The 22,638-nt window shown below is 53.1% G+C and carries 21 protein-coding genes and 1 pseudogene; 7 read left to right on the forward strand and 15 right to left on the reverse strand.

Annotated elements, in window-relative coordinates; all coding sequences use genetic code 11:
- Positions 1-119: 119 nt before the first annotated feature.
- Genes phnA through H0Z09_RS15010 form a run of 4 tightly spaced genes read right to left on the reverse strand, consistent with a single transcriptional unit; the run spans position 120 to position 3,862 of the window.
- Positions 120-1,370 (reverse strand): phosphonoacetate hydrolase, encoded by a 1,251-nt coding sequence (gene phnA / locus H0Z09_RS14995; protein ID WP_186691260.1) that lies wholly within the window; start codon positions 1,368-1,370, stop codon positions 120-122.
- A 33-nt stretch (positions 1,371-1,403) separates the two neighbouring features.
- On the reverse strand, positions 1,404-2,213 hold the full coding sequence (gene phnE, locus H0Z09_RS15000) for a phosphonate ABC transporter, permease protein PhnE (protein ID WP_186691261.1): 810 nt from the start codon (positions 2,211-2,213) through the stop codon (positions 1,404-1,406).
- Complete coding sequence (locus tag H0Z09_RS15005) at positions 2,206-2,979, reverse strand: ATP-binding cassette domain-containing protein (RefSeq protein ID WP_186691262.1); 774 nt, start codon at positions 2,977-2,979, stop codon at positions 2,206-2,208. Before H0Z09_RS15005 ends, phnE begins: the two co-directional genes overlap by 8 nt.
- A gap of 1 nt (position 2,980) precedes the next feature.
- Complete coding sequence (locus tag H0Z09_RS15010) at positions 2,981-3,862, reverse strand: PhnD/SsuA/transferrin family substrate-binding protein (protein ID WP_186691263.1); 882 nt, start codon at positions 3,860-3,862, stop codon at positions 2,981-2,983.
- 133 nt (positions 3,863-3,995) lie between these two features.
- Between H0Z09_RS15010 and H0Z09_RS15015 the strand changes: the two genes are divergently transcribed.
- Positions 3,996-4,667: an FCD domain-containing protein gene (locus tag H0Z09_RS15015; RefSeq protein WP_186691264.1), complete on the forward strand. Its 672-nt coding sequence runs from the start codon at positions 3,996-3,998 to the stop codon at positions 4,665-4,667.
- Positions 4,668-4,767: 100 nt separating this feature from the next.
- Here the strand turns inward: H0Z09_RS15015 and H0Z09_RS15020 are convergent, their stop codons facing one another.
- Both H0Z09_RS15020 and H0Z09_RS15025 read right to left on the reverse strand, forming a co-directional pair.
- Positions 4,768-5,778 carry a membrane dipeptidase gene (locus H0Z09_RS15020; protein WP_238340251.1) on the reverse strand — a complete coding sequence of 337 codons (1,011 nt, stop codon included), beginning with the start codon at positions 5,776-5,778 and terminating at the stop codon, positions 4,768-4,770.
- A gap of 30 nt (positions 5,779-5,808) precedes the next feature.
- Positions 5,809-6,756, reverse strand: a complete 948-nt coding sequence (locus tag H0Z09_RS15025; RefSeq protein WP_186691265.1) for an ornithine cyclodeaminase family protein — start codon at positions 6,754-6,756, stop codon at positions 5,809-5,811.
- Between the two features lie 187 nt (positions 6,757-6,943).
- Here H0Z09_RS15025 and H0Z09_RS15030 point away from each other — a divergent pair, with 187 nt between their 5' ends.
- Positions 6,944-7,567 (forward strand): PAS domain-containing protein, encoded by a 624-nt coding sequence (locus tag H0Z09_RS15030; protein ID WP_186691266.1) that lies wholly within the window; start codon positions 6,944-6,946, stop codon positions 7,565-7,567.
- 379 nt (positions 7,568-7,946) lie between these two features.
- Here H0Z09_RS15030 and H0Z09_RS15040 read toward each other — a convergent pair whose 3' ends face one another.
- From H0Z09_RS15040 to H0Z09_RS15050, 3 genes are all read right to left on the reverse strand, one after another.
- The gene (locus H0Z09_RS15040; RefSeq protein WP_189672173.1) at positions 7,947-8,687 is read right to left on the reverse strand and encodes an aldolase; all 741 of its coding nucleotides are present in this window, start codon (positions 8,685-8,687) and stop codon (positions 7,947-7,949) included.
- Positions 8,688-8,939: 252 nt separating this feature from the next.
- Positions 8,940-10,322 carry an amino acid permease gene (locus tag H0Z09_RS15045; protein ID WP_186691268.1) on the reverse strand — a complete coding sequence of 461 codons (1,383 nt, stop codon included), beginning with the start codon at positions 10,320-10,322 and terminating at the stop codon, positions 8,940-8,942.
- Between the two features lie 286 nt (positions 10,323-10,608).
- Positions 10,609-11,319, reverse strand: coding sequence for a haloacid dehalogenase type II (locus H0Z09_RS15050; protein WP_186691269.1), 711 nt, complete (start codon positions 11,317-11,319; stop codon positions 10,609-10,611).
- Between the two features lie 56 nt (positions 11,320-11,375).
- On the opposite strand from H0Z09_RS15050, the gene H0Z09_RS15055 reads away from it, so the two are divergent.
- The gene (locus H0Z09_RS15055; RefSeq protein WP_238340252.1) at positions 11,376-12,278 is read left to right on the forward strand and encodes a LysR family transcriptional regulator; all 903 of its coding nucleotides are present in this window, start codon (positions 11,376-11,378) and stop codon (positions 12,276-12,278) included.
- Positions 12,279-13,125: 847 nt separating this feature from the next.
- Here H0Z09_RS15055 and H0Z09_RS15060 read toward each other — a convergent pair.
- Positions 13,126-14,352: an MFS transporter gene (locus tag H0Z09_RS15060; protein ID WP_186691270.1), complete on the reverse strand. Its 1,227-nt coding sequence runs from the start codon at positions 14,350-14,352 to the stop codon at positions 13,126-13,128.
- Between the two features lie 91 nt (positions 14,353-14,443).
- On the opposite strand from H0Z09_RS15060, the gene H0Z09_RS15065 reads away from it, so the two are divergent.
- Positions 14,444-15,478: a LysR substrate-binding domain-containing protein gene (locus H0Z09_RS15065; protein ID WP_189672174.1), complete on the forward strand. Its 1,035-nt coding sequence runs from the start codon at positions 14,444-14,446 to the stop codon at positions 15,476-15,478.
- Between the two features lie 267 nt (positions 15,479-15,745).
- On the opposite strand, the gene H0Z09_RS15070 is transcribed toward H0Z09_RS15065, so the two are convergent.
- A complete protein-coding gene (locus H0Z09_RS15070) occupies positions 15,746-16,366 on the reverse strand; it encodes a tyrosine-type recombinase/integrase (protein ID WP_186691271.1) in 621 nt (206 codons plus the stop codon).
- Positions 16,367-16,769: 403 nt separating this feature from the next.
- Positions 16,770-16,886: pseudogene (locus tag H0Z09_RS15075) on the reverse strand (transposase); the annotation flags it as partial.
- A 703-nt stretch (positions 16,887-17,589) separates the two neighbouring features.
- On the opposite strand from H0Z09_RS15075, the gene H0Z09_RS15085 reads away from it, so the two are divergent.
- Complete coding sequence (locus H0Z09_RS15085) at positions 17,590-18,372, forward strand: transporter substrate-binding domain-containing protein (RefSeq protein WP_186691272.1); 783 nt, start codon at positions 17,590-17,592, stop codon at positions 18,370-18,372.
- 467 nt (positions 18,373-18,839) lie between these two features.
- On the opposite strand, the gene H0Z09_RS15090 is transcribed toward H0Z09_RS15085, so the two are convergent.
- Positions 18,840-19,619, reverse strand: a complete 780-nt coding sequence (locus tag H0Z09_RS15090; protein WP_238340253.1) for a helix-turn-helix transcriptional regulator — start codon at positions 19,617-19,619, stop codon at positions 18,840-18,842.
- A gap of 87 nt (positions 19,620-19,706) precedes the next feature.
- On the opposite strand from H0Z09_RS15090, the gene H0Z09_RS15095 reads away from it, so the two are divergent.
- Positions 19,707-20,312, forward strand: coding sequence for a VOC family protein (locus tag H0Z09_RS15095; protein ID WP_236373601.1), 606 nt, complete (start codon positions 19,707-19,709; stop codon positions 20,310-20,312).
- A 65-nt stretch (positions 20,313-20,377) separates the two neighbouring features.
- Positions 20,378-20,695, forward strand: a complete 318-nt coding sequence (locus tag H0Z09_RS15100) for a hypothetical protein (RefSeq protein ID WP_186691273.1) — start codon at positions 20,378-20,380, stop codon at positions 20,693-20,695.
- Between the two features lie 20 nt (positions 20,696-20,715).
- Here H0Z09_RS15100 and H0Z09_RS15105 read toward each other — a convergent pair whose 3' ends face one another.
- Positions 20,716-21,075: a hypothetical protein gene (locus H0Z09_RS15105; protein ID WP_186691274.1), complete on the reverse strand. Its 360-nt coding sequence runs from the start codon at positions 21,073-21,075 to the stop codon at positions 20,716-20,718.
- A 653-nt stretch (positions 21,076-21,728) separates the two neighbouring features.
- Positions 21,729-22,619: a LysR family transcriptional regulator gene (locus H0Z09_RS15110; RefSeq protein ID WP_017530052.1), complete on the reverse strand. Its 891-nt coding sequence runs from the start codon at positions 22,617-22,619 to the stop codon at positions 21,729-21,731.
- Positions 22,620-22,638 lie beyond the last annotated feature (19 nt).

Genomic DNA, 22,638 nt, shown 5'->3' on the forward strand with positions numbered 1-22,638 from the left:
GGCCAATAGCGGACTCTCAGCCACAGCAAAAAGCGGACGTTCACATACCGCTTGGGAGTTTTAAAGCGGGAAGAAGGTGTGTCATCAAGCTAATTGACACACCGGTCAATCCGCAGTGACTACTGCGTGCCATTAATAGCAAAGTCGAAAATTTGGTAGCTCTTGATTTCGCTGCAAGCGACTTGCTGGCGGTATTCTGCATTCAATGGTCGGTTAAGAATGAATGGAACCCGCGTTTCTGAGACGCCGCCATGGGTTCGTAGGCGGTTGCCTTTCAAGCCCTCCAGGTCATGCAGCTTGGCAGAGCTGCCGATGCAGACATCTTTTCTCGACACCACGACCACATCCGCCTCGCGATCTTCCGGCAGCTCGAACAGTCGGCATGCGGTTTTCTTATCCAGGGAAAGATCAACCCCGTCGATAGCCGCTACTCGGTCAATGACCGCTTGAACGCTGACATTGCCTCGTGTCCAGACCCGCACAAACCCGCCCAATGCACCGTGGTGGGCAACAAATGCATCGGTGATGGGACAGATCACTGTGGTTTCGCCTTCTCCAAATTCTGCATCGAGAATATCTTGTAGCCAGATTACATTCGGTTCATCGTCTTCGTTGCTTTTGTCACTCATGCCGTGGTCGGCAATCAGTCCCAACACAATGTCTTCGTTGACCAGCCGGCCGAAGGCATCGTCCAATCCTTGATAGAACTGCCGAGCCTGGTCCTGATCAGGTGCCCACTTATGTTGAACGAAGTCGGTCAGTGAGAGATACATCAGGTTCGGGCGGCGATCCTTAAGCAGCTTGATCCCCGCTTCCAATACGAATAGCGAAAGCTCCATTGAGTACATGTCAGGCTTGGGCATGCCGACATACTCCAATACGTTTTCAATGCCGTTTTCCGCCAGCGTACAACGGTCGGCGAATTCCGATGAGAAAGACACATGACCCTGGCTGACATCCAGGCCTTTGCCCAGTTGGCGGCGCAGTTTGTCTTTGGCAGTAATGGTCACCACCTTGGCACCTGAGTCGGCAAATCCGGCCAGAATTGTTTCGCCGCGCAGCAGTTCAGGGCCCGTCATTACGACCGGTTGCCAGGTGTGGGTATCCAGGTAGTAATTGCCGGATATGCCGTGTTTGGCCACAGGCGTGCCGGTAATGATCGACATGTTGTTTGGGCAGGTGAACGAAGGCATCGAACCCATGGCTACCGTGGAGTAACCCTCTTCAACAAACCGCTGGATATTGGGTACCGTCCCCTCTGCCAGAAACTGCTGAAGATACTCCGGGTCTCCTCCATCAATGCACACCACTACGACGGGGCGTTCAGGTTGACGGTAGGATTTTCCATTGATGGAGATAGTGCTGTTCATGATGACTCCTTTTGAATAATTCGAATGAGGCGTTTAGCGCCGTTTTTTGAGTAGCGCTACGCGCGCGTGGGACGAGAGTTTTTCCACCGTCAGAACCAGCAGGAACACCAGCAGAATGATGGTGGCGGCTTGGTCGAAGCGGAACATTTCCATGGCCGTAGCGAGTTCCGCACCAATGCCGCCGGCGCCTACCAGGCCCAGTACGACGGAGGCACGCACGGATTTTTCAAGGGCGAACAGGCTGGTATTGATAAGGCTCGGCATTGCCATCGGCAGGGCAGCGCAGACCACTATCGAAGCGCGCGGCGCGCCGATGGCGGTCAATGCTTCGGGCGCCCCGTCATCAACCTCCTCAATGGCCTCGGCAAAAAAGCGCGCGCAAAAGCCCACAGTGTCCATTACCAGTGTCAGCGTGCCGGCAAAGGTGCCCAGGCCCACGGAAGCAACGAAAAACAGTGCCCATGCCAAATCCGGAACGGTTCGGATAAAGCTCACCACGCTGCGAACGAAGGAGCGCACCAACGGATGCGGGGTGTAATTGCGCGCCATCAGCACCGCCAGGGGCAGGCTTATCAGTACGCCAAGTACAGTACCGACCAACGCCATCTGGAAGGTGACCAACACTGCCACCAGCATTGGGCTTACGCGGTCGGTGGCGGGGGGCACCATTTCTCCGGCAATCTTCGCCATGTTCGGCAAGCCGCTGAGCAGTTGCGGCAACGACAGGCCAGCTGCCGAGACTGACCAACAGAACAAGGCGATAAAACCCGCGAACAGCAAGGCTGAAAACAGTGAGGGGCGCTCGAAACGAGCGGGCAGGCTGGCCTTGGTTTTCTCACTCATACATGCCTCGCAATTGCTGAACGCTCAACTGCTGGCTCACCGCATCCAGATGCAGCTTGCTGTCGCGCAGTCCTAGTACGCGGTCGGCGTAGTGCAAGGCGTGGTCCAGGTGATGGGTGACGAAGACCAAAGTCAGGTTCTGGCTGCGCACTAACTCCGAGAACACCTGCATGACGTCCTCTCCCGCTTGTGGGTCTAGGCTGGCGACAGGCTCGTCGGCAAAGATCATTTTCGATTTTTGCATCAGTACGCGAGCAATGGCCACTCGTTGTGACTGCCCGCCCGACAGTTCGCCGGCATAGCGGCCACTCAAGTGCCCGAGATGAACTTGCTCCAGGCAATGCATGGCGTAGTCACGGTGTTCGCGCGTGGCGATGGAGTGGAACCACAAACGCGGCGTCCGCGAGTAGGCCATTGCGCCGTGCAACACATTTGTCAACACCGAAAGGCGGCTGACCAGATTGTGTTTTTGAAACACAAAGCCCACCTGCGAGCGCGCTTTGGCTAGCGGCCTCAGGCCCAGGCCAGTGACGCTCTGCCCAGCGAATTCGACGCTGCCGCTGTCTGGTTCTACAAGCCGCATGCAGCACCGTAACAGGGTGCTTTTGCCAGCGCCGTTTCCGCCCACAATGGCGACCCGCTGACCCCGGGGGACTTCAAAGGAAACATTGGACCACACGGGTGTGGCAGCGCCTTCAAACTGCTTGCTCAGGCCACATACCCGCAATGCGGTGTTCAAAATGTTCGGATGTGCCGAGGCATTCATGTCACTCACCTATGAAGTCAGAAAATTCCGGATACCCCGCAGTGCTAAACATCGAGCGCACCACGTTGTAGTCCTTGTCGGCGATAGAGGAGAGAAAGCGCATGCCCTGATAACGTTTCACTTGCTCGGGACCTTGGCTGATGCTGTTGATCAACGCTGCCGAGTTATCCACGATCGCCTTGCGTAGACTCGCAATCGTTTCGGCGGGGACATGTTCACCCGCCATCAGCAGATCGCTCGGCAAATCACCGCTGCGCGCCAGTACCCGGAAGGCATTACTTTGGTCTTGCGGCTCCTGCGCAATAAAGGTTTCGTAGTCCGAGCGCCCCATGCCCATGGCGTTCAGGTCGCCCCCTTTAAGCCCCTCCCACGCTAAGCGCAAATTGGTGCTAGTAACACTGACGTCTTTGAGCGGATCGAGGTTGGCATCGGCGAGTAACTGCATGGGGCCGAGGTAGCGCGAGGTCGAGCCGACCGGCCCCATGCCAAGGCGCTGCCCCTTGAGTTCTTGCAGAGAAAACAGCGGGCTATCGGCTCTAACCACGATCATTGAGTAGTAATTAGGTCGATATAAGCCCGCTACCACTGTGGCATTCGCACGCTTGTGCATCACCACGTACTCCGCCGGACCCGCCAGAATAAAATCTACTTTTTTAAAGCGAAGAGCTTCTAGGGCGGCAGTGCGATTGGTAACAGGCAAAAAATCAATGCTCAAGCCACTCGCACGCTCCAACTCGGCTTTAAACGGACCAAATTCGCGCTGTAGTTCTTCAAGCCCGACAAGGTCAGTGACGGCGAGCTTGACGGACTCTGCCTGCGCGACCAGAGAAGTGCCGGTAAGAGCAAGCGCCATTACGCCGGTGTACAGAAGCTTTCGAAACATGGTCGGACGTCCTTAAAAGTTTGCGGGGGGGTAGGGGCATCTTAGGTGCCATTTATTGCATATTGTTGACAATATGCAAATCTATTGGAGGTTTGGTAGGCTCTGCCACCTATCTCTAAGCTGGACGTTTTTGATGAGTTCTCTCGAAGCCATAGCCCTGCTGCGTACCCAGTCGCTTACGACGTTGGCGCATGAACGCCTTGAGCAGCGTATTGCCACCGGCGAACTAGCGCCTGGCGATCCGTTACGCGAAGCGGCAATTGCCAATGACTTGGGGATTTCCAGGGGACCGGTGCGCGAGGCATTTCGCATGCTGGAAGAGCGAGGCTTGGTGATTTTCGAGAAGAATTGCGGGGTTCGTGTGCGCCAGCTTGACTTGAGCCAGGCCGTCCAGATCTATCAGGTACGGATTTCGCTCGAAAGTCTGATTGGCGAATTGGTCACTCAAAATCTAACGCCGCAGGCTTCCACTAACATCAGCCGAGTGCTCGATAGCATGGCTGACGCTGTCCAACGAGAGGATATATCGGCCTACATTATCCTGAACTTCGAGTTTCACGATCTGCTCGCCCGGTTCACGACCAATGAAGCGCTATACGACACTTACCGTCGTTTGGTCGTGCAACTCAAGCTGTTCAGAAGCTACTCGTTGCGACACACACCGCGCTCCATACATATCTCGCTAGGCGAGCACCAGGCAATCTTCAAGGCGATAGTGGATTCAGACCCAGTATTGGCCGGTGCGCGCCTGCGCCAGCACTCGATTGACAGCCTGGAACGGCTGCACGCTTCTGTAGCGCGTTGAATTGCCCATTCAATTGATCAAATGAGGCAAGAGTCAATCGGTGTCATTCGACTTGCTGGGTGCGCTTTCATGACCGCGTGCTCAATTAACGGGGAGCGATTCAAGTTACCGCTTTCGATCCTGGCCAGGTTGCCTTTGCAATACGCATGAAATTATTGCCGTAGATCGCTTGGATATCCGCTTCTGAATAACCCAAGCGCGTTAATTGTTGTGCAACCTCACCCAGTGTCTCTGGCTGCAACTGAACATGTCCGTTCATTTGGCCATAGTGCTCAATCGGCCACCAGTCTTCCTCTTTTTCACCTTCTGGCAAATCTTTATGCTCAGGGTACAACTCGGTATCCAGGCCTATGCCAATATGGCTCGTCCCGATGCGCTCTGCCAGATAGTCGATTTGTCGAATGTAAGCGTCTATAGAAGCGGATGGGTCGCCCAAGAATATGCCTAAACCTGTCAGCCCGATCACCCCACCTTGAGCCGCACACGCGAATATTTGTTCGTCGTCGATTGTTCGCGGGTGATCAAAAACCGCTTTAACGTTGGTGTGAGAAAAAATCGCAGGGAGCTGTGAAATTTCCATAATTTCAAGACTGGCGCTTTTGCTGGCGTGCGAACAGTCAATGATAATTCCCGCTGTATTAATACCCTGTACGATCTTGCGTCCCAGGGGGGTCAATCCGGTACCTGGTCCATGGCAGCCGCCAGCGCAACTGTTGTCGCGGTTGTAGGCAAGCAACATTTGGCGAACCCCTAAGCTTGCGAACAGTGCCACCATCGCAGGATCCTGTAGCAGCATGTTTGAACCTTCGAGGTCAAAGGAGACCGCGAGCTTTCTATACTTGTGCGCCTGGTAGATATCGTCGGCGGTGGCCACCAGGACAAAGTCTTCCGGGTGATCAGCCAGCCAGCTTCTAAACCCCGCAATCGTTCGGATCACCGTTTCAAACGGGGTCATGTCCATGCCAACGTTGATCGACACATGATGGAAGCCGGCTGCTCGATACCTGTTCAGGCGGGACATATCCTGTCCGGGAACCAATGGCAAGCACGCATGGGCCTCCCATTGAATCACCGGGGTCTTGCTGACTCCTGATGGGTCAAGCTTCATCATTTAAACCCCGTCTAATCGCTTCGCTATCTATTAGTGCGCTAATGATGCCACGGCGCTTTTCGCAATCTGAGCATCCTGCACGCCTAAGCCTGTAAGGTCTGCAATGGTAATCTGCGTGTCGTCCTGTCGTCCGATGGCGTGACCGCTCAATACGCTGCCGAGTGCTACAAGGCTGCCTTTGTCGATCAGGCCGGATTTGAAGGCTCCTGAAATCTCACCGAATTGGCAGCATTGCTCTATTGAGTCCACGACAATCACATCGGCACGTGCAACCAGGCGCACATCCAGCTCTTGCTTGCCAAAACTGTCTGCGCCAATAGCAGTGATGTGTGTCCCAGGGTTGACCCATTCATTCGCGATGATGGCTTCGCGAGAGGGTGTAGCCGTGATGATTAGGTTGGAGTTGGTCGCAACGTCCTTTGCATCTTGGGTAGCAACGACATCAAAGCCTAAAGCGTCGGCAAATTCACAGTATTGTTCCAAGCCTTGCCGGTTACGCCCGTAAACCGTCAAGCGTCGACATGCCGTGACGGGCATCAGGTGTTCCAGTTGCATGCGTGCCTGGTCGCCGGTACCCACCACACCGATGCCTCTCACCTGTGAGGGCGCCATGGCCCTCGCCACGATTTGCCCCGCCAGCGCTGTACGCATTGAGGTCAGCCAGCCGCCATCCCGAAGCAAAGCGACGGGTTGCCCCGTCAAGGCCGAGAAAATCAGCGTCAACCCATCGTTACTGGAAAAACCCTTCGCAGGATTGTCGTAGAAACCTGCCGAGACCCTGACTGAAAACACCTCGTCTCCCAGCATCCAAGCCGACTTCACGCAGCAGTCACCGTTGCTGGCCGGGAACTGAAAGCTTTGAACCTGAGGTAGCTGCACCCGTCCGTTAGCATGGGCAATGAATCCTTCTGCAATCAGCGCAGCAGCGTCCCTCGGGCACAAGGCACTCATGATTTGCGCTTGGGTGTAGATATTCATCGATTGCTCCATCGGCTATTGAAAGACGGGCGTTGTGCTTACCCGGCTGACTGGCGGTTACTCGCCGCCGTTAGACGGGATATGGCGCTACAATCGGGCGCTTCAGTAAAGGCGGGCATAACCATAGCACAAAAATACAATTAGCATCCTGAAGACGTTTTGTATTTTTTCGAGGCATATTTTTACCGTGAATAAACATCTGGATAATTACATCAGCAGCGCCCAGGCGATTGCGAAGCTCCTGGATCCGCACGCCGAGGTCATTATTCATGACCTGGCCTCCGGAAAGATTGCACATATCTTCAATGTGTTCTCTCAGCGGCGGGTCGGCGACAGTTCATTGACGGATATCAACGATGGGGCATCATTCGAGGGAGATGTTGCGGGCCCTTATAGAAAGGTGAATTTTGATCGCCGACAGCTAAGGTCGGTTACAGCGGTGCTCCGAGATCCTGACGGAATTCAGATCGGGCTCTTATGCGTAAATTTTGACATCACTGTCATGAGCGGGATGGCAGAAATCGCTGCATCATTTTTAGGTTTTGAAAATACAGTTGAGAAGCCTCCGGCATTGTTTGCCACCGATTTCCAAGAGTCAGCGCACGCGATCATGGATGAATTTTTGAGGGCTCGCAGGGTGACGTTGGGGTCGCTTACTTCAGAAGAAATGGTGGCACTGATTGGTGAAATGGATAAAGGCGGAGTCTTCGCGCTGCGCAATGCAACCAACTACATCTGCGAGCTGTTATCTCTATCACGGGCTACCGTATACAAATATTTAAGGCGCTCCAGAGCAGCCGCTGCTGATTAGTACGAGTTCGCAATGCGCGTATTACCAAGCTCGCTCAGCGTTTTGACAGCTGCGTCTTTCAAGGCGCTGTTGAATGAGCGTGGTTCTGGATGCGCCAACACTATGAGGGTGTTCATCACTGCACCTTCTGCTTGCGATTTTCGGGTCTCGGATAACTTCTTTCCTCCTGAGTCTGTGCGCCCGCCTTGCTGAGATTCACTACCAACAGGCCAACAATAGTGAGGCTTGCACCCAGCAGAAATCCGACACTCGTCTGTTCTCCAAGCCATAGTGGCCACCATAGCCAAGCTGGTTGCGCTTCGCGCAACGCGCCATGCCTGGCGCACCAATAAAAAAGCCGGGCTGCCCCGGCTTTTATCAAATGCGAAGCGCTGCGCTATTAGCTGAGTTTTCGACCTAATGCTTTGAAAAATAGCTCTGACTGAAGACGCTCGCTATCAACCTGCATGGCGACTTTTTCACATATATCCTCGCTGACCGTCGCTAAATCGAGTCTTGTAGAGCGTGCGAGTACCTCAGCGCTGCAAGCCCTTTCTAAAAAATATAAATCGTCATATGCGTAATCAATTCGATTATTACATACTACAACGCCGTGATTTCCTAAGAATACTATGTCTGCTCCGGCCATTGCATTCGCAATGCGCTCTCCCTCTGAATGATCTAAAGCAAATCCGTTGTATTTTCTATCCATAACTATTCTATTATGGAATCGCATAGCATTTTGAGAAAGAGTGGTATCCAAACCACAGTTTACGGTTAAGGTAAGTGCGGATGCGTAAGGCATGTGCGAATGAAGCACACATGACTTTTTAGTAATCCTATGAATAGCTGCATGTATGAACATCGCCGTTGGTTCGATTTCATGATGCCCCGCAATTTTATTCCCGTCGCCGTCAACGATAACGATGTCATCCGCTTGAATCTCTTCCCACATCAAACCCCTGGGATTCAATAGAAACAGGTTAGGCCGATGAGGCAGTGCAATACTAAAGTGATTACAAACCCCTTCGCCGAAGCCATGATATGCCGCGGCACGAAGAGCGAGCGCTAGATCCCCCCTAAGTTGAACCACGCTACTCTCCAAAAAAATCTCTTTTCCAAGGTCTGTAGCATTTCTCATAATGCATCTCCGTTATATATTGTTGAACGACTTCCCAATGGCGCACGTAAAATGATGATCAGTTTACTGGTCCCACCATACCTATCGCCGCACTAAGATCTGAAATGGCGGTCGCCTAGCGATTTATGGGGTCTCGCGACCCCATCATTCCTGACATCCGATTCTTACAATCTACAGGGCGGCTCCACGCTGTAATTTTCGGTTACACTACAAACCAGTTTGCGTTTAGTGAAGACTTTTTAGCTCGCTGCGTTAAGTCTTTTTTTCGGGAACGGCCGAGAACTGATTTTTTTTCCCACCGCGTACTAGATAGCAGACGGCCAAGGCAAAGATAGTGATCCCACATTGGAGGAGGCTGATCTGCAGAACCGGGTCCAATGCCATGCTTACCAGGACCGCTACAATGGCCGCGATAACAATCATAGGCACCCACGGATGTCCCCATACAGCAAACTTAAGAGTCCCCTGCGACACCCATTTACTGCGCAACTTCAGCTGAGACAGACAGATCATCAGATAGACGAAGAGGAACACAGTACCGGAAGAGTTGATGAGGAACTGAAAAACCGTATCGGGCCAGAGTGCCGCAATGATGACACATCCATATCCCACCAACGTTGACGCAATGACGCCACGGACCGGAACACCCTTACGGTTAAGGGTAGCCATTGAGCGAGGAGCTTCATCGTTCGATGCCAAGATGAACAAGACACGAGAAGCCGTATAAAGACCAGCATTTAAAACTGAAAGCACAGCCACCAAAATTACCGCGGTGAGTATAGTGCCAGCTCCAGGGATGCCAATATGCTCAAGCGTAGTTACGAAAGGAGATTTACCCACTGTGATGTCGGTCCAGGGCTGCGCCACAACAATGAGGAATACAGCTAAAACATAGAAAATCATGATGCGGAAGATTACGGCGTTAGCGACTTTTCGAATATTGCGCGAAGGATTGTCTGATTCTGCTGCGGCAATAGTAGCAACTTCCATGCCAGTCATAGAAAAGATAACTACTACCACTCCTGCAAATAATGATCCAACGCCGTGAGGTAGAAAACCACCATGTTGTGTCAAATTACTTAAGCTGACGGTCGAGTTCGACTTGTCACCGAATATGAAATAAATTACAACGCCTATGAATACCAGGATAGCTACAACTTTAATGCCTGCAAACCAGTACTCAGCTTCCCCAAAGGAGCGAACAGACAGTAAGTTGAGCAAGGTCATCCCGATCATCAAGCCCAGAGCGATAACCCACACTGGAATATCAGGCAGCCACGCATTGATGATCTGGCCACCCACCACGGCCTCGAAACCAACAACAATTACCCAGAAGTACCAATACAACCAACCAGTCATGTAGGCAGCTGGACGGCCGAACGCCAAGCGGGCGTATTCTACAAAAGATCCTGTTGTAGGATGCGCTGCCGCCATTTCGCCGAGCATCCGCATCACCAATGCCACGATGATTCCTGTCAAGGCATAGGTAATGAAAGCACCAGGGCCGGTGGAAGCAATTACCGTACTCGATCCCACAAACAGACCGGCACCAAGAGCGCTCCCAAGAGCTAGCATGCTTACATGTCTAGTTTTAAGTACTCCCTTCAAGTGTGAGGGCTTATTTATAATTTCCATGGTCGTCTCCATTATATTGTTGTTTAGCGGAGGCAGTTCAAGGGGGGCAGCGAATAAGACTAGCCCCTTTAACAAGAGCCTTTTAGTTATTGCGCATGGCCCAATATCTATTTTTTTTGTATCTACTCCCTGTCTTAGAAAATTGCGTTGTGCAATAGGGGACATATAGAGGACTTTACGCGTCACAGCCCAGAGGCTGGAGTAACAGCACTGATTATGGGTGCCAAGATTGACACTTCTCTTCCGACGGCCTAGAGCCTCGTTTAGACGCTCTATAAACGCGAGCTTAGGAACGAGCCCAACCAAGCTGCTCAAACAGACTGCGAACCGAATCCAGCTTCGGGAAAACGGCGTCAGGTTGATAATCTGGAATGGGCTTACGCTTCGTGCCTCGGTCTATCCAAATACAGTGGAAGCCCATATCTCGCGCCGCTACCAGATCAAGATGGGGACTGGCGCAGATGTGAAGGACTTGGGAGCGCTCCACACCAAGCTGCTCGTGCGTGTAATCGAAAAGGCGCGGATTGGGCTTATACGCTTGAGCCTGCTGAGCGGTGATAACCCTATCAATGAGCCCTTCTAGCTGTGCGACATTTCCGGCGATGATGTCGTCGTCGGTGTTGGAGACAATGCACAGTTTGAAGCCCTGCTCCTTAAACCATCTGAGCGTCGGCACTACCTCTGCAAAAGGTGGCATGCGCCCGATTCGCTCGACAAACGCATTGGCCTCTCCTCCCTCGTAGCTGACTTCTAAATCCCTCAGGGTGCTGCGAAGTGATTCCTCGGCCACCTGCCGGAAACGCAAGAAGCATGGCTGCTGTTCCAAGCCGTGTTCGTATTCATCGTATATGCGCAGAAATTCCTCCTCACGCTGAGTAATCCCTTTTTGGCGGAGGAGCTCGCGGACGTAATCCAGCAGTCCCTCGTCCCACTGGATCAGGGTGCCGTAGCAATCGAAGGTGAGCCACTCGGGTTTTGCAAAACCTTGAAGAGACATAAAAATAGCATCCTAGACGGTTGGTAACGGTTCATCATCAATGAGCTTTTAAAGATTTGGAAATTAAATTATTCTCTAAAAATAATTTAAAAATCGGATTAATAGCCATGATCGATCTCGCCCTTTTGCAAACTTTCGTCTCTGTCGTTGATTCGGGAGGGTTCACCCGTGCAGGTGATCGAGTGAATCGCACTCAATCGACTGTCAGTCAGCAGATCAAGAAGCTGGAGGATCAGGTCGGCCGTGCGCTACTCGTTCGCCAACGGGCTTGTAGGTCGATCCAACTCACCGAAGACGGCGAGCGTCTGCTGGGCTACGCGCGGCGATTGGTAGGGCTCGCTCGGGAAGTTGGAGACATGATGAGTTGCGCTGAGAGTCGCGGCGTGGTCAGCCTTGGCGTCCCGGAGGATTTCCCGATTGATCAGCTAATCAGCCTCATCACCGGCTTCAATGAGCGGTTTCCGGGCATTAGGCTCGACATATCGAATGGTTTAAGCATCAACCTGATCTCCCAGATGGAACGCCGCGAGCTAGACTTGGCCATGGTGAAGCGCAACATGGGGGAAGGGGAAGCAGTTGCTACATGGTCGGAGAATTTAAGCTGGGTCGCTGGCGCTAACCTGCTATTGGAGCAGGAAGTCATTCCGCTAGTGGTGTATGCACCAGGATGCCTGTACAGAGAACGGGCCATCCGAGCCCTTGAGCTTGCCGGCAAGCGGTGGCGAATCGCGTTCGCATCTCCAAGCTTGACGAGCATTCAGGCCGCGGTCTCCGCCAATATTGGCCTAAGCCTGTTGCCTGGCAATGCGATACGTTCGGACCATAGGATTGTCTCTGCAGAATTGGGCCTTGGCGCCCCGCCTCCGACAGAGCTGGCATTGATAGGGGCCGGCAGAGTACTGACCAACGCTCAGAAAATCGTCGCTGATTTTCTAATTGAGCAGGTCCTGCGATCTTGAGGCAGTTACGCTACTGGACATCTACAAAGCGGTGGGGGGGAGACCTCGCTTTTCGCCATTTGCAATGAGCATTACAACCAAGGCCGTATGATCGAGCAAGTGATCAATCTTGCGGTCGAAGATGCTTTACGGGATGCATGATCGGTGCTGGTCGAGCGATTTCGCACGACAGCCTAGGTAGCTTAATCGGTTGTTCAATATACGTCGTGCTACTGGGCCATGACGGCTCCCTTTCATAGTGAGGCAAGCCGTGTAGGCTGAGTAGAGAGGGTATCCCTAGCATTGCTGAAATCGCTACGGTGCTATGGTTTCTCTCCCGTCAGAGCTAGATTTTGGACTTAGGATGCCCTGAGAAATGGGATGCAGCCTGTTCAAAACTTTGTTCTGCACGTAGATTCCATTGCACACCAGAGCGGGCTTCAATCCCAGGTTTCAGCTGCTGGTTGTCGTCACTGCGCGCTGCTAAGTGAAATCTGAGCTAGGAAGCCACTGCCGAAAGTTAGGATTTCAATCTACGACGCGTACTTTTCTGCCCTGGAAACCGAAGCCGACTTTTTCAACAGAATCGGCCAAGAACGGCCAATCTGTCCTATAAATAAATCCGTCCCCTTTTCGCACTGAGCGGTTCGTATGTGTAACGAAAATGCGAGAAAAATTTTGAGTGGTGCTTGTGGGTCTGCCGCTTCATTCGCTCTTTGGGCATAGGGCAAACGGCGTTGTAAAAATAGATTTCATCCTATGTCGCATCTTGTAGTTTACTTTTCCTCACCATCGTCAAGAGGAACAGCGTCATTCCCAGTCGGATCGTCGGCACGTGCCCTAGCCAAGCATGCTGCGAACGTCCGAATTAAGGGGCAGCCTTATCAAACGGTCGATGCCCGCCGAGGAACATGGTGATGCCGCCGATGAGGGCCGCGAGAGAGCAATACCCGATGACGGCATATATTCCGAGCCCATTGACCAGGAGCCCACCGATGACTGCGCCAACAGCGATGGCCCCCTGGGTTGTAGTCACCAGCAAAGCACCCGCACTCTCTGCATGATCGGCACCTGACTGCGTCGTCCAAATCTGCGTACCGACAGGCAAAGCCCCAAAGGCGATGCCCCAAAGCCCGACAGCAATAAAAACGATAGGGGTTAATGATCCATAAGGAAGAAATGTAAAAGTAGAAAGTGACAACAGTATCGATGACAGAAAAATAGACATTCTGACGCTACGTTCCGCGATAAATCCTCCCGCAAAGTTGCCTAGCAGCCCTCCAATACCAAACACCAGCAGCACCAGAGAAAGCTCTTTAATTTCCAGCCGCGGCACTTGCTCCAGGTATAACCGCAAGTAAGTAAACCCGGCAAAATGCCCAGAGAAGACAAACAATACGGTGATGAATCCAATCTGGATGTCGCGTCGACGTAGGAGCACCCCAAAAGTTCTGAAGCCTGCGGATGGTTGGGGGTCCATGGAAGGCATTGCAAATAGTTGAATGACGAGCGCAAGAAGGCCCAGACATGTCACCAGTAGGAAAGCGGCTCGCCAACCCCATAGGTCTCCTAAATAGGCACCCAATGATGGCGCGCAAACCGTTGCGGCGGCAATGCCACCAAATACAAGAGCGGTCGCTCTGGGAAGCAGGTGGGGGGGGACCAGTCGCATGACCAATGCGGCAGCCAAGGCCCATGTGCCCCCAAGCGAGATTCCCATTCCCACTCTGGCTAACAACAGCACTCCTACATTGGGAGCCACTGCTGCCAGCAGGTTTGCTAGCACGATCAGCAGCGTTAGGCCCCAAACAACAAAGCGTCGGTTGAGTCTGGCCGTCATTAGGACGATCAGCGGAGCCGCCAACGCGGCGACGAGAGCAGTGACAGTCACCGTCTGTCCCGCCACACCGGCGGAAATTCCCAAGTCACGGGCGATGGGTGTCAAAAGACTCGCGGGTAGAAATTCAGATGTCACCATACTGAAGACACCCAGGGCCAACGAGCCAACAGCAGCCCAAGCAGGAGAAGCGCTCGTGTCTTCACTTTCTGATGGCGCTCGCGCGGGGCCGGCGGAGTTATCTGAACAGTGCGACATGATTAAGTCCTGGATGAGTAGTGGCTGATCACGACGGTGGTCCAACGTCAGTTACTCGGCAGAACTATACTTATGGAACGTAATGAGAGAAATGCGCTATAAATCGATCGTAGCGTTCTATAAAAAGAACGCAAAGCTGCGAGTTTGTGTTGTGGATGATCTCAACGATTACTTTTACTTCACCCAGGTGGTGGCGCACGGCGGGTATGCTGCCGCTGGCCGCGCCTTGCAGATCCCAAAGTCAAAGTTGAGCCGCCGCGTTGCTCGGCTGGAAGAGCGATTTGGCGTACGCCTCATTGAGCGCACGTCGCACCGGTTTCAAGTTACTGAACTAGGCAAGGCATTCTACGATCGCTGTCGGATCATGCTGCTGGAAGCAGAAAATGCGAAGGGGATCGTCTGCAAGGCGAAATCTGTACCAGAAGGCGTCGTTCGCCTGAGCTGCCCCACCGGCCTACTGGATGTCTCCATAGGTGCTTTGCTACCCGAGTTCCTCGCGCGGTATCCGCTGGTACGACTTCATGTGCTCGCGACCAATCGTCGTGTCGACCTGGTTGAAGAGCACGTTCATGTGGCGATACGTTCGCGCAGCCGCCTAGAAGACGAGACAGAGACTGGCCTGAAAATCCGGATGCTAGGAAAGACCCGGCAAATCATCGTAGCCAGCCCATCATTGGCTGCCAAACTGGGTGTGAAGCGCGATATCAAATCGCTTGAGCAGGCGCCAACCATTGCTATGGCGGATCCGCTGGTAGCATGGGTATCGCATAAGGTCTGGAAATTTACCGGTCCTGGGAATACCGCGTTTTCTTTAGAGCATGAGCCGAGGCTGATATGTCGCAGCGTTCCGGCACTACTCGCCGCTGCACGCAGCGGCATCGGCGTTGCTGTGTTGCTGGAACAGCTGTGTGAATCGGACCTTAGGTCAGGAGAGCTGGTCCAACTTTTGCCAGACTGGCAGGTGTCCGAAGAGATTATCTACTTAGCTTTCACTGCGTCACGAGGTCTTCTTCCTGCCGTGAGGTCGCTCATCGACTTCTTGGTCGAACGGCTGGGTAGAGGTGTACAAAATGAAAGCTTTGTGAGCACGCTGTCCTCTCTGTCGCTAACGGATACGGACATCTGATCAATAGATCCTCTCTGCATTGAGGATGCGGCGGAAAGGTGTACCTGTCCCCCATGATCGACTGCTTCGATACGAAGATAATCAGTTGGTCGATCGGCACGCGTCCCGACGCCGAGCTTGTGAGCACGATGCTGGATACCGCTGACAGGAGCCTACATGGTGGCTCCCAACCAGGGGCATGACTTTTAGATCATTTATATGCTGCTGTTTGAAGGGCAGCTTCTGGCCGGTCAGCGACGGCCTGACTTCGACCGTCGCTATGCATGATCAAACCTCAGTCTGTTCCGCCATCTCCAGGGCGTCATCGACCTCAATCCCCAGATATCGAACAGTGCTCTCCAGCTTCGTATGGCCGAGCAGCAACTGAACCGCCCGTAAGTTCTTCGTCCTGCGATAGATTAGTGATGCCTTCGTACGTCTCATTGTGTGAGTGCCGTACATGGCAGGATCAAGGCCTACGGCTTTCACCCAGCCTTTGACGATACGAGCGTATTGACGAGTAGATAGATGGTCTGAGGTATGCAGCCGGCTAGGAAAAAGGCAGTCCTCGCTGCGTAACTGGGCTTGATGTATCCAGGCCACGAGAGCTGACCGTGTTTGCTCAGTGATCTCAAACTGCACTGGCCGCTGCGTTTTCTGCTGCATCACCATCGCTCGTGATGATACGTGCTCGCCATGGGCGACATCGCGCACGCGGAGCTTGGTTAAGTCGCAGGCTCGAAGCTTACTGTCGATGGCCAGATCGAAGAGAGCCAAATCCCGGGTTCTTTCCGCAATTTGAAGCCTTACTCGGATGGCCCAGATATCTCTCAGTAGGAGTGGGGCTTTCTGCCCGACTAGTTTTCCTTTGTTCCAGGGCTGATGGCTGCAGTTAGCGATGATGTTCATGACAAGTCCTCCACGTGTGGAAAGACAAGGATGGCTAATCAGAGCGACGGTCGCTAATCGGCCGATTGTGTTGAAAAAGTCGGTTTGCTCGAACCTCCCGCGTATTGACTCGTAAAAACGCCTTGTCTGCGCGCTGCTACGTGAAATCTGAGCTAGGAAGCCACTGCCGAAAGTTAGGATTTCAATCTACGACGCGTACTTTTCTGCCCTGGAAACCGAAGCCGACTTTTTCAACAGAATCGGCCAAAAGGAGCCAGTCAAAGGCGTCTAGAAAATCAGGGGCGATTCAATAAGTGATTTTCCCGAACACTGGTTCGAATCTTAAAATCGCATCGATATCGGCAAGTTTGGCAAGCCGGATTACTGCGTCCATGGCATCTTCCTTTTTTCTATCCGTGCGATGCACTCGTTGCGCTAGAACCGCTTCTCGCAAAGCATCAACCAGTGCCTGAAGCTGTACACCGGTCTGTCCGACCCATTGGGCCAGTGTTGAGCGCGGGATCGCTAAGAATGCACATCCTTACCCTGAGGATCGCTTCGCGTCACGTACCCAAGGCAGGAGCCGTATGCGGTAGTTCCGCACGTACGGATCTGAGCGGTGGGCGGCAGGTAACTGCCGTCCCTACCGCGACCACTACGGCGGCGGAGGTATTTGGGCCACGCGTTATTTGCGTTGTTCTTTCAGGCGGAGACTGCGGCGGCGTCCAGGGACACCAACACAGTGGCAGCAGCTGGTGGTAAGTGCTTGGTTCAGGAACCACAGGATGCAGTTGTAGCCAGCGTGCCTATCAGTATCATTCAGCGAGACCATCCCGACGCCATAGTCAACAAAGACAACATGGCGGCAGCGCTGGTGAGTGCGGTTATTGGCGTGCTTACTTAGCTCACTCCTCTAGCTCATCCCGCGAGTAACGGTGCATAATCTTGCGCGTAGGTGCTCAACCCGCGCGACTTGTGATATTTTCAACAAGGGATGGGGTGCTCGTAACAACGCTCTCTCGCGATGGGGTAGCAGCACACATGAAAACAAGCATCTACGTTTTTGTTACTCCCCTTGCGTACATACAGCGACAGCCTTCAAAGGTACGTGCAAGCCAACACTCAGGTTTCATGTGGATGAACTCCTAAGGTGAGAACGAGCCTTAATGCCTATAAGACAGACAATACCTAAGGTTCATGAAGTCCGACTTACCCACAGGATTCGGCGCGTACACAGGTGCAAAATGTTCTCCCCGCTTTTAAGGCAGTTGTGCGCTTTCCTCTTACTCGCTGCCTCAGGCATCTCCGTCGCCTCAGATCCGGCTATAGCGCCGATTCGGGTTGTCACTGAGGAATTGCCGCCCTACAACATGGCAGAAAACGGAGTGGTCACAGGCCTGAGTACGGAAATCGTGCAAGCAGTTATGGCCGGTCTCGGGCTCAACTCCAAGATTGAGATTCTGCCTTGGGCTCGCGCCTATGATTTAGCGCAACATTCCGACAACGTCCTGATCTATTCGATGGCAAGAACCCAAGAGCGGGAACATCTCTTCAAATGGGTCGGAGCCATCGCACCGACGAGGTGGTTTCTGTTCAGTCTGTCCGAAAGACCTATTTGGCTGAATTCACTCGACGATGCACGTCAGTATCACATCGCGACTGTCAAACAGGACGTTGGTGAGCAGTACATGATGGCCCACGGGTTCCAGGTGGGCAAAGAGTTACTGTCTAGCAGCATGTACGAGAACACTTACCGCAAGCTTAAGGTCGATCACGTTGAGCTGTGGATCTCCAATGAGCTCAACGCCATTCACCTTATGCGCAAGAATGGGGATGATCCTGAAATGACGATGGTGCGTTCACTGCCGTTACCCGAGCTATCAAGTGAAGAAGGACTGTACATGGCCTTCAGTCCAGCTACGCCAGACGCAACCGTAGAACGGTTTAGGGCAGAATTGGATCGGATCAAGCAAGATGGCACATATCACGCTATCGTCAAAAAATGGCTCCAAGGTCCTTCACCTTGAACGCATCGACTGCTGCCTCTCACGAAGGTCCCATATCGGCCAGAAGCGGACGTTTAGAACAGAGAAATAAATCTGTTCTCTTTTCCCAATGGACATCATTGCGGCGTACGCAAGGCTATCGCGTGGTGCGCGCAGCGCTCTCTACAAAAGCACCTTAGCACTTGGCGCCGCACAATTAGGCGAAGCATGGACTTCGCGTACACTAACGTTATGCCTGAGCCAATGCACTAACGAACAGCTCGTAGAGTGCTTGTGGTGGTATTGGGGGGAATACGCAACTAGCACGGTTGAAGTTACAAGCGCCAGCTGAGTGCAGCGTGAGTGCCCCACCAGTTAAAAGAAAACTGATGCTCTGGCGACTCCTGAAGTGGCTGGCATTTCTTTCTTCATCTGTTCCGGCACATGGTTGAAGGTCTAGCCTGTAGCGTGCAGGATCGGGTTGGATGGTACAGCGGTTCTTACACCCATCAACTTGATCTAGAAATTGCCTCTTTGCTAATCAGTGTCTGCGCACGCACATATTGTCCTGGCGTAACACCCATTATCCGACGGAACATGGCAATGAAAGCACTAATATTTTCGTAGCCAAGCTCAATCGCCGTTGTCGTCACTGACATCCCCTCGACCAATAGTTGAATAGCGCGCAACGTGCGCGCACGCTGTCGCCATTCAGAAAAACTAAAACCGGTTTCAGCGACCAGACGCCGGGCAAGTGTTCTAGGTGCCACACCTGACCAAGCAGCCCAATCCTCAAGTGATCTATTGTCATCAAGCTGAGCAAGTATCGCATCGGTGATACGCCTCAAGCGCGGGTCATTGGGGTGCGTCAGACCGATGGGTTCAGCGGGTGAGGTAGCAATTTCATCTAAGATGACTGCTGCAACCCGCGACTCCATTTCGTTGCGGGGTGGTTGTCCCCACGACGCAGCGCGGCTTATCGCTTCGCGCAGCAAACTGCTGACCCTAAATGTGCATGGCATTTGATGCAGGATCCCGCACTCTTGCTCCGCGATATAGACCATCGCTCCTGCAAAAGCGCCATGTGACATCATCGCGTGTGCGACACGGGGAGGTATCCAAATGGCATGGGTAGCCGGCACTACCCATGAGCCGCCGTCAGTGCTGACGGAAAGCAGGCCGGCAAGGCTTGCGATTAGTTGGCCTTTCGTATGAGTGTGGGGCGCCGTTTCGCGGATCGCCCGGTCGCGTTGCTCTATCGCCAACAGTGGCATAAGCGCGCGGTTCATGGCTGGTTTACGTTATCCAATGTCATATCCGAGGTAGCCATATCCTGAATGCCTAATGGAGAATAAGACCGGTCAGAGGAATACTCAATGTCTAAAAATCGCAAATGTTGCTTCTCTTGGATTGGCCTGATTATGCGTACCCCTCACACATTTATTTTCTGTGTTTTGGCCGTAACAGCTGGATGCGCAAGCTCACCTCCCTATTTGGCCCGTGAACCTTTAAAGGATCATTTGATGAATTCTAACCACATGGTGCATGCCGTCGATCATATTGGCTTCGCAGTCAGTTCATTGGAAGAAGCCATTCGCTTCTGGACAATTGGACTTGGGTTCACTCTTGAGCGTCAGTCGGAAATGGGCGGATCATTCATTTTGCAAGTAACCGGCACCGCCGATCCGAGCGTGCGAACGGCGATAGTCAAAGGCCCGGATGGCAGCCGAGTAGAGTTGCTGGAATATTCGCAGGGTGAACGCCACGGTATCACTCCACCTACGGCATCAGCGATTGGTTCAGCGCATTTGGCATTGAGAGTGCAGGACATATACGCCGTACTAGAACGCATTGAGCAAGCAGGCTGGAAAGCAAGAGGCAAGCCTCAAGCGATTCCCGCAGGCCCACGCAAGGGAACTCTAGTTGTATATGTGACCGGGCCAGATCAAATCACTCTGGAACTGATGCAGGCTAATGAGTAGCTTCCTGCCGAAGGCTGTTAAGCTTATTTCCCTAAAGCAATTACTTAAAGCGCTCTCCGTCGCGCATGACGTCTCATGCCAACTGGTCTCAATGGTTATCATCGGTTGGCATGTCCCCCGATAGCTTCTCCAGCAGCCTCAAATTTGACCAGTCTGAGCTGGCAATCGACGCGGCCCGCCGCGATCAAAGTTTAGTGCTTACCAGCCCTTGGTTGGTTGAAGAAGACGTACAACTAGGCTTTCTCGTACTTGTCTTTGAATCTGTACTAAAGACTGGCAAGGGCTATTATTTGGTGCAGGCCAAAGATGTGGTGCTGGGTGAAGCAGCCCAACTTTTGCGCCGGTGGCTTTGCGGCGTAGCGCAGCGAGTTCAACAAAACTGATGACTTAAGGGCGATGCTTTCTATTTAACGTGAACGGCAGGGGTCGAGAAGGTGACTTTGCCAGACGCCTTTCGCCAAGGCGCCAGGATCAGTGCAATCGCGCAATGCAACCTCACAGGTTCACCTGACGACCGGACGAAGGTGTACACCATTCTGGAGCCCCATTTATGGGGCGGCATGGTGGTGCCGCTCAACAGTTCTCGGCCATGTGCGGTCTCATTAGTCGTTATGACCTCAAAGTCGTATTTGAGCGAGTTGGTGGTTACGTCGTACTGTCCAGCTTGCCGCCGTTTTTTTATCTGGCTCAATCTGTATTGTGTATTCAGTACTCGTCGCAGGTGCTCCTGGAACGGTGCCTTCATTTCTTCGTAGATGTCCATCGTCCTTTCTTACCTGAGCGCAATTTGCCGGCGAGCCATGACAGCGTTATGGCCGGAATTGAGAGAACGGCCGCAACGATGATACCGGCAGCTAGCAACGGGGATGTACCAGAAGTCGCCAAAACCACGGGGACCTGAGAGAGTATTACGATGGCGCCTGCGGACCACTGTGAGCTTTTTAGAACGGCTCCAAGGATCACGGACAACACTAGCGCGGCGGGGTAGATGATGGTCCAGTAACTGGCCAGGTCCCAAGGCTCCTCAGCTCCTGTGATTGCTGAAACAACAGTCCAAAAAAATAGGGACACAACGCAGGTAAAAATAAATGGCATGAATAATTCCTAGACCTTCCGAGCCAGTCGGCGTTGGTCGTTATCGTAATTGTGATGGAGGGGCCAGTCTCTTGATTTTGTCCTTAACCACCTCGTGAAAAAAATGACAAATCCCCGCGATTGCAGCCATCAACATGAAGAGGGGCGCCCAACTTCCAGCAATGGCTTTTGGGTCTACGGCTTGTCCGGCGACCAAAGGCAAAATAACAATAGCCAGCTTAGGAGCGTCCAGCTTTTAGCCCATGTCGTCGGCGTGTCTGCGCCAAAATACCCGATATGAGTCTTATGACATCGGAATGATTACGCACGCCATCGCTGAGCTTACTGATCCAGGCGTTGACGAAACCGAGGAATCGCAAAATCCAGAAATCGCCTCATTTTCAGGGGCATATGCCCCGGTGACATGTGGATCAGGTTGATAGGCGCCGACGAAGGCTCATAGTTATCCAGCACAATCTCCAGCAGTCCCTCGCTGATCGCCTCCGCGACTTGGTAGTGCAATAACTGAACGACTCCAACGCCATCAATAGCGGCCTGCGCTGCTGCGTCAGCGGTCGTCACCGATAAGCGCGGGGTCATCCGCCTCGTTGATTCTGCCACGCCATGTTTTGAGTATTGAAAAGGCATAGGGGCGTCAAGTCGCACGGTTGGCAAGTTCTGCAGGTCTGCGGGACATTCAGGTCTTCCATACGCTTCCAGCAGCCTAGGACTCGCGCAAATTACAGTTCTCATGGCCCCCACCTGAGTGGCGATCATGCCGCTATCAGCGAGTGTTCCAATGCGCACTGCCATGTCCACGTGGTCGTCAACGAGGTGAGCGTTGCGATCAGAAAGCAAGAGCCGGATGTTGATTTCGGAAAACTCCCCTAAAAACGCGTTGACGATCGGCAGCACATGCAGCCGGCCGAACATGATTGGCGCAGTCAGGACCAGTTCGCCCTTGGGGGCAATGAATTCTCCGGCAGCTTCGCGTTCGGCAACCTCCAACTGCTCCAATATTCGGCGTGCAGCAGCCACATAAGCCACCCCTGCATCGGTCAACGAGAGCCTACGCGTGGTCCGAATCAATAAACGGCTACCTATCAGCGTCTCCAGGTCAGAAATTTTCCTGCTGATGGTGGGAAGAGGGATATCGGCTAGCCGCCCGGCTGCCGTCAGGCTGCCAGCATCAATCGCCGCCACGAGCAGCTTCATTGCCTCAAATCTGTCCATGGAATATTCCAATATTTGG

It is taken from the genome of Pseudomonas sp. SWRI18, from assembly GCF_014268345.1.
Taxonomy (GTDB): domain Bacteria; phylum Pseudomonadota; class Gammaproteobacteria; order Pseudomonadales; family Pseudomonadaceae; genus Aquipseudomonas; species Aquipseudomonas cedrina.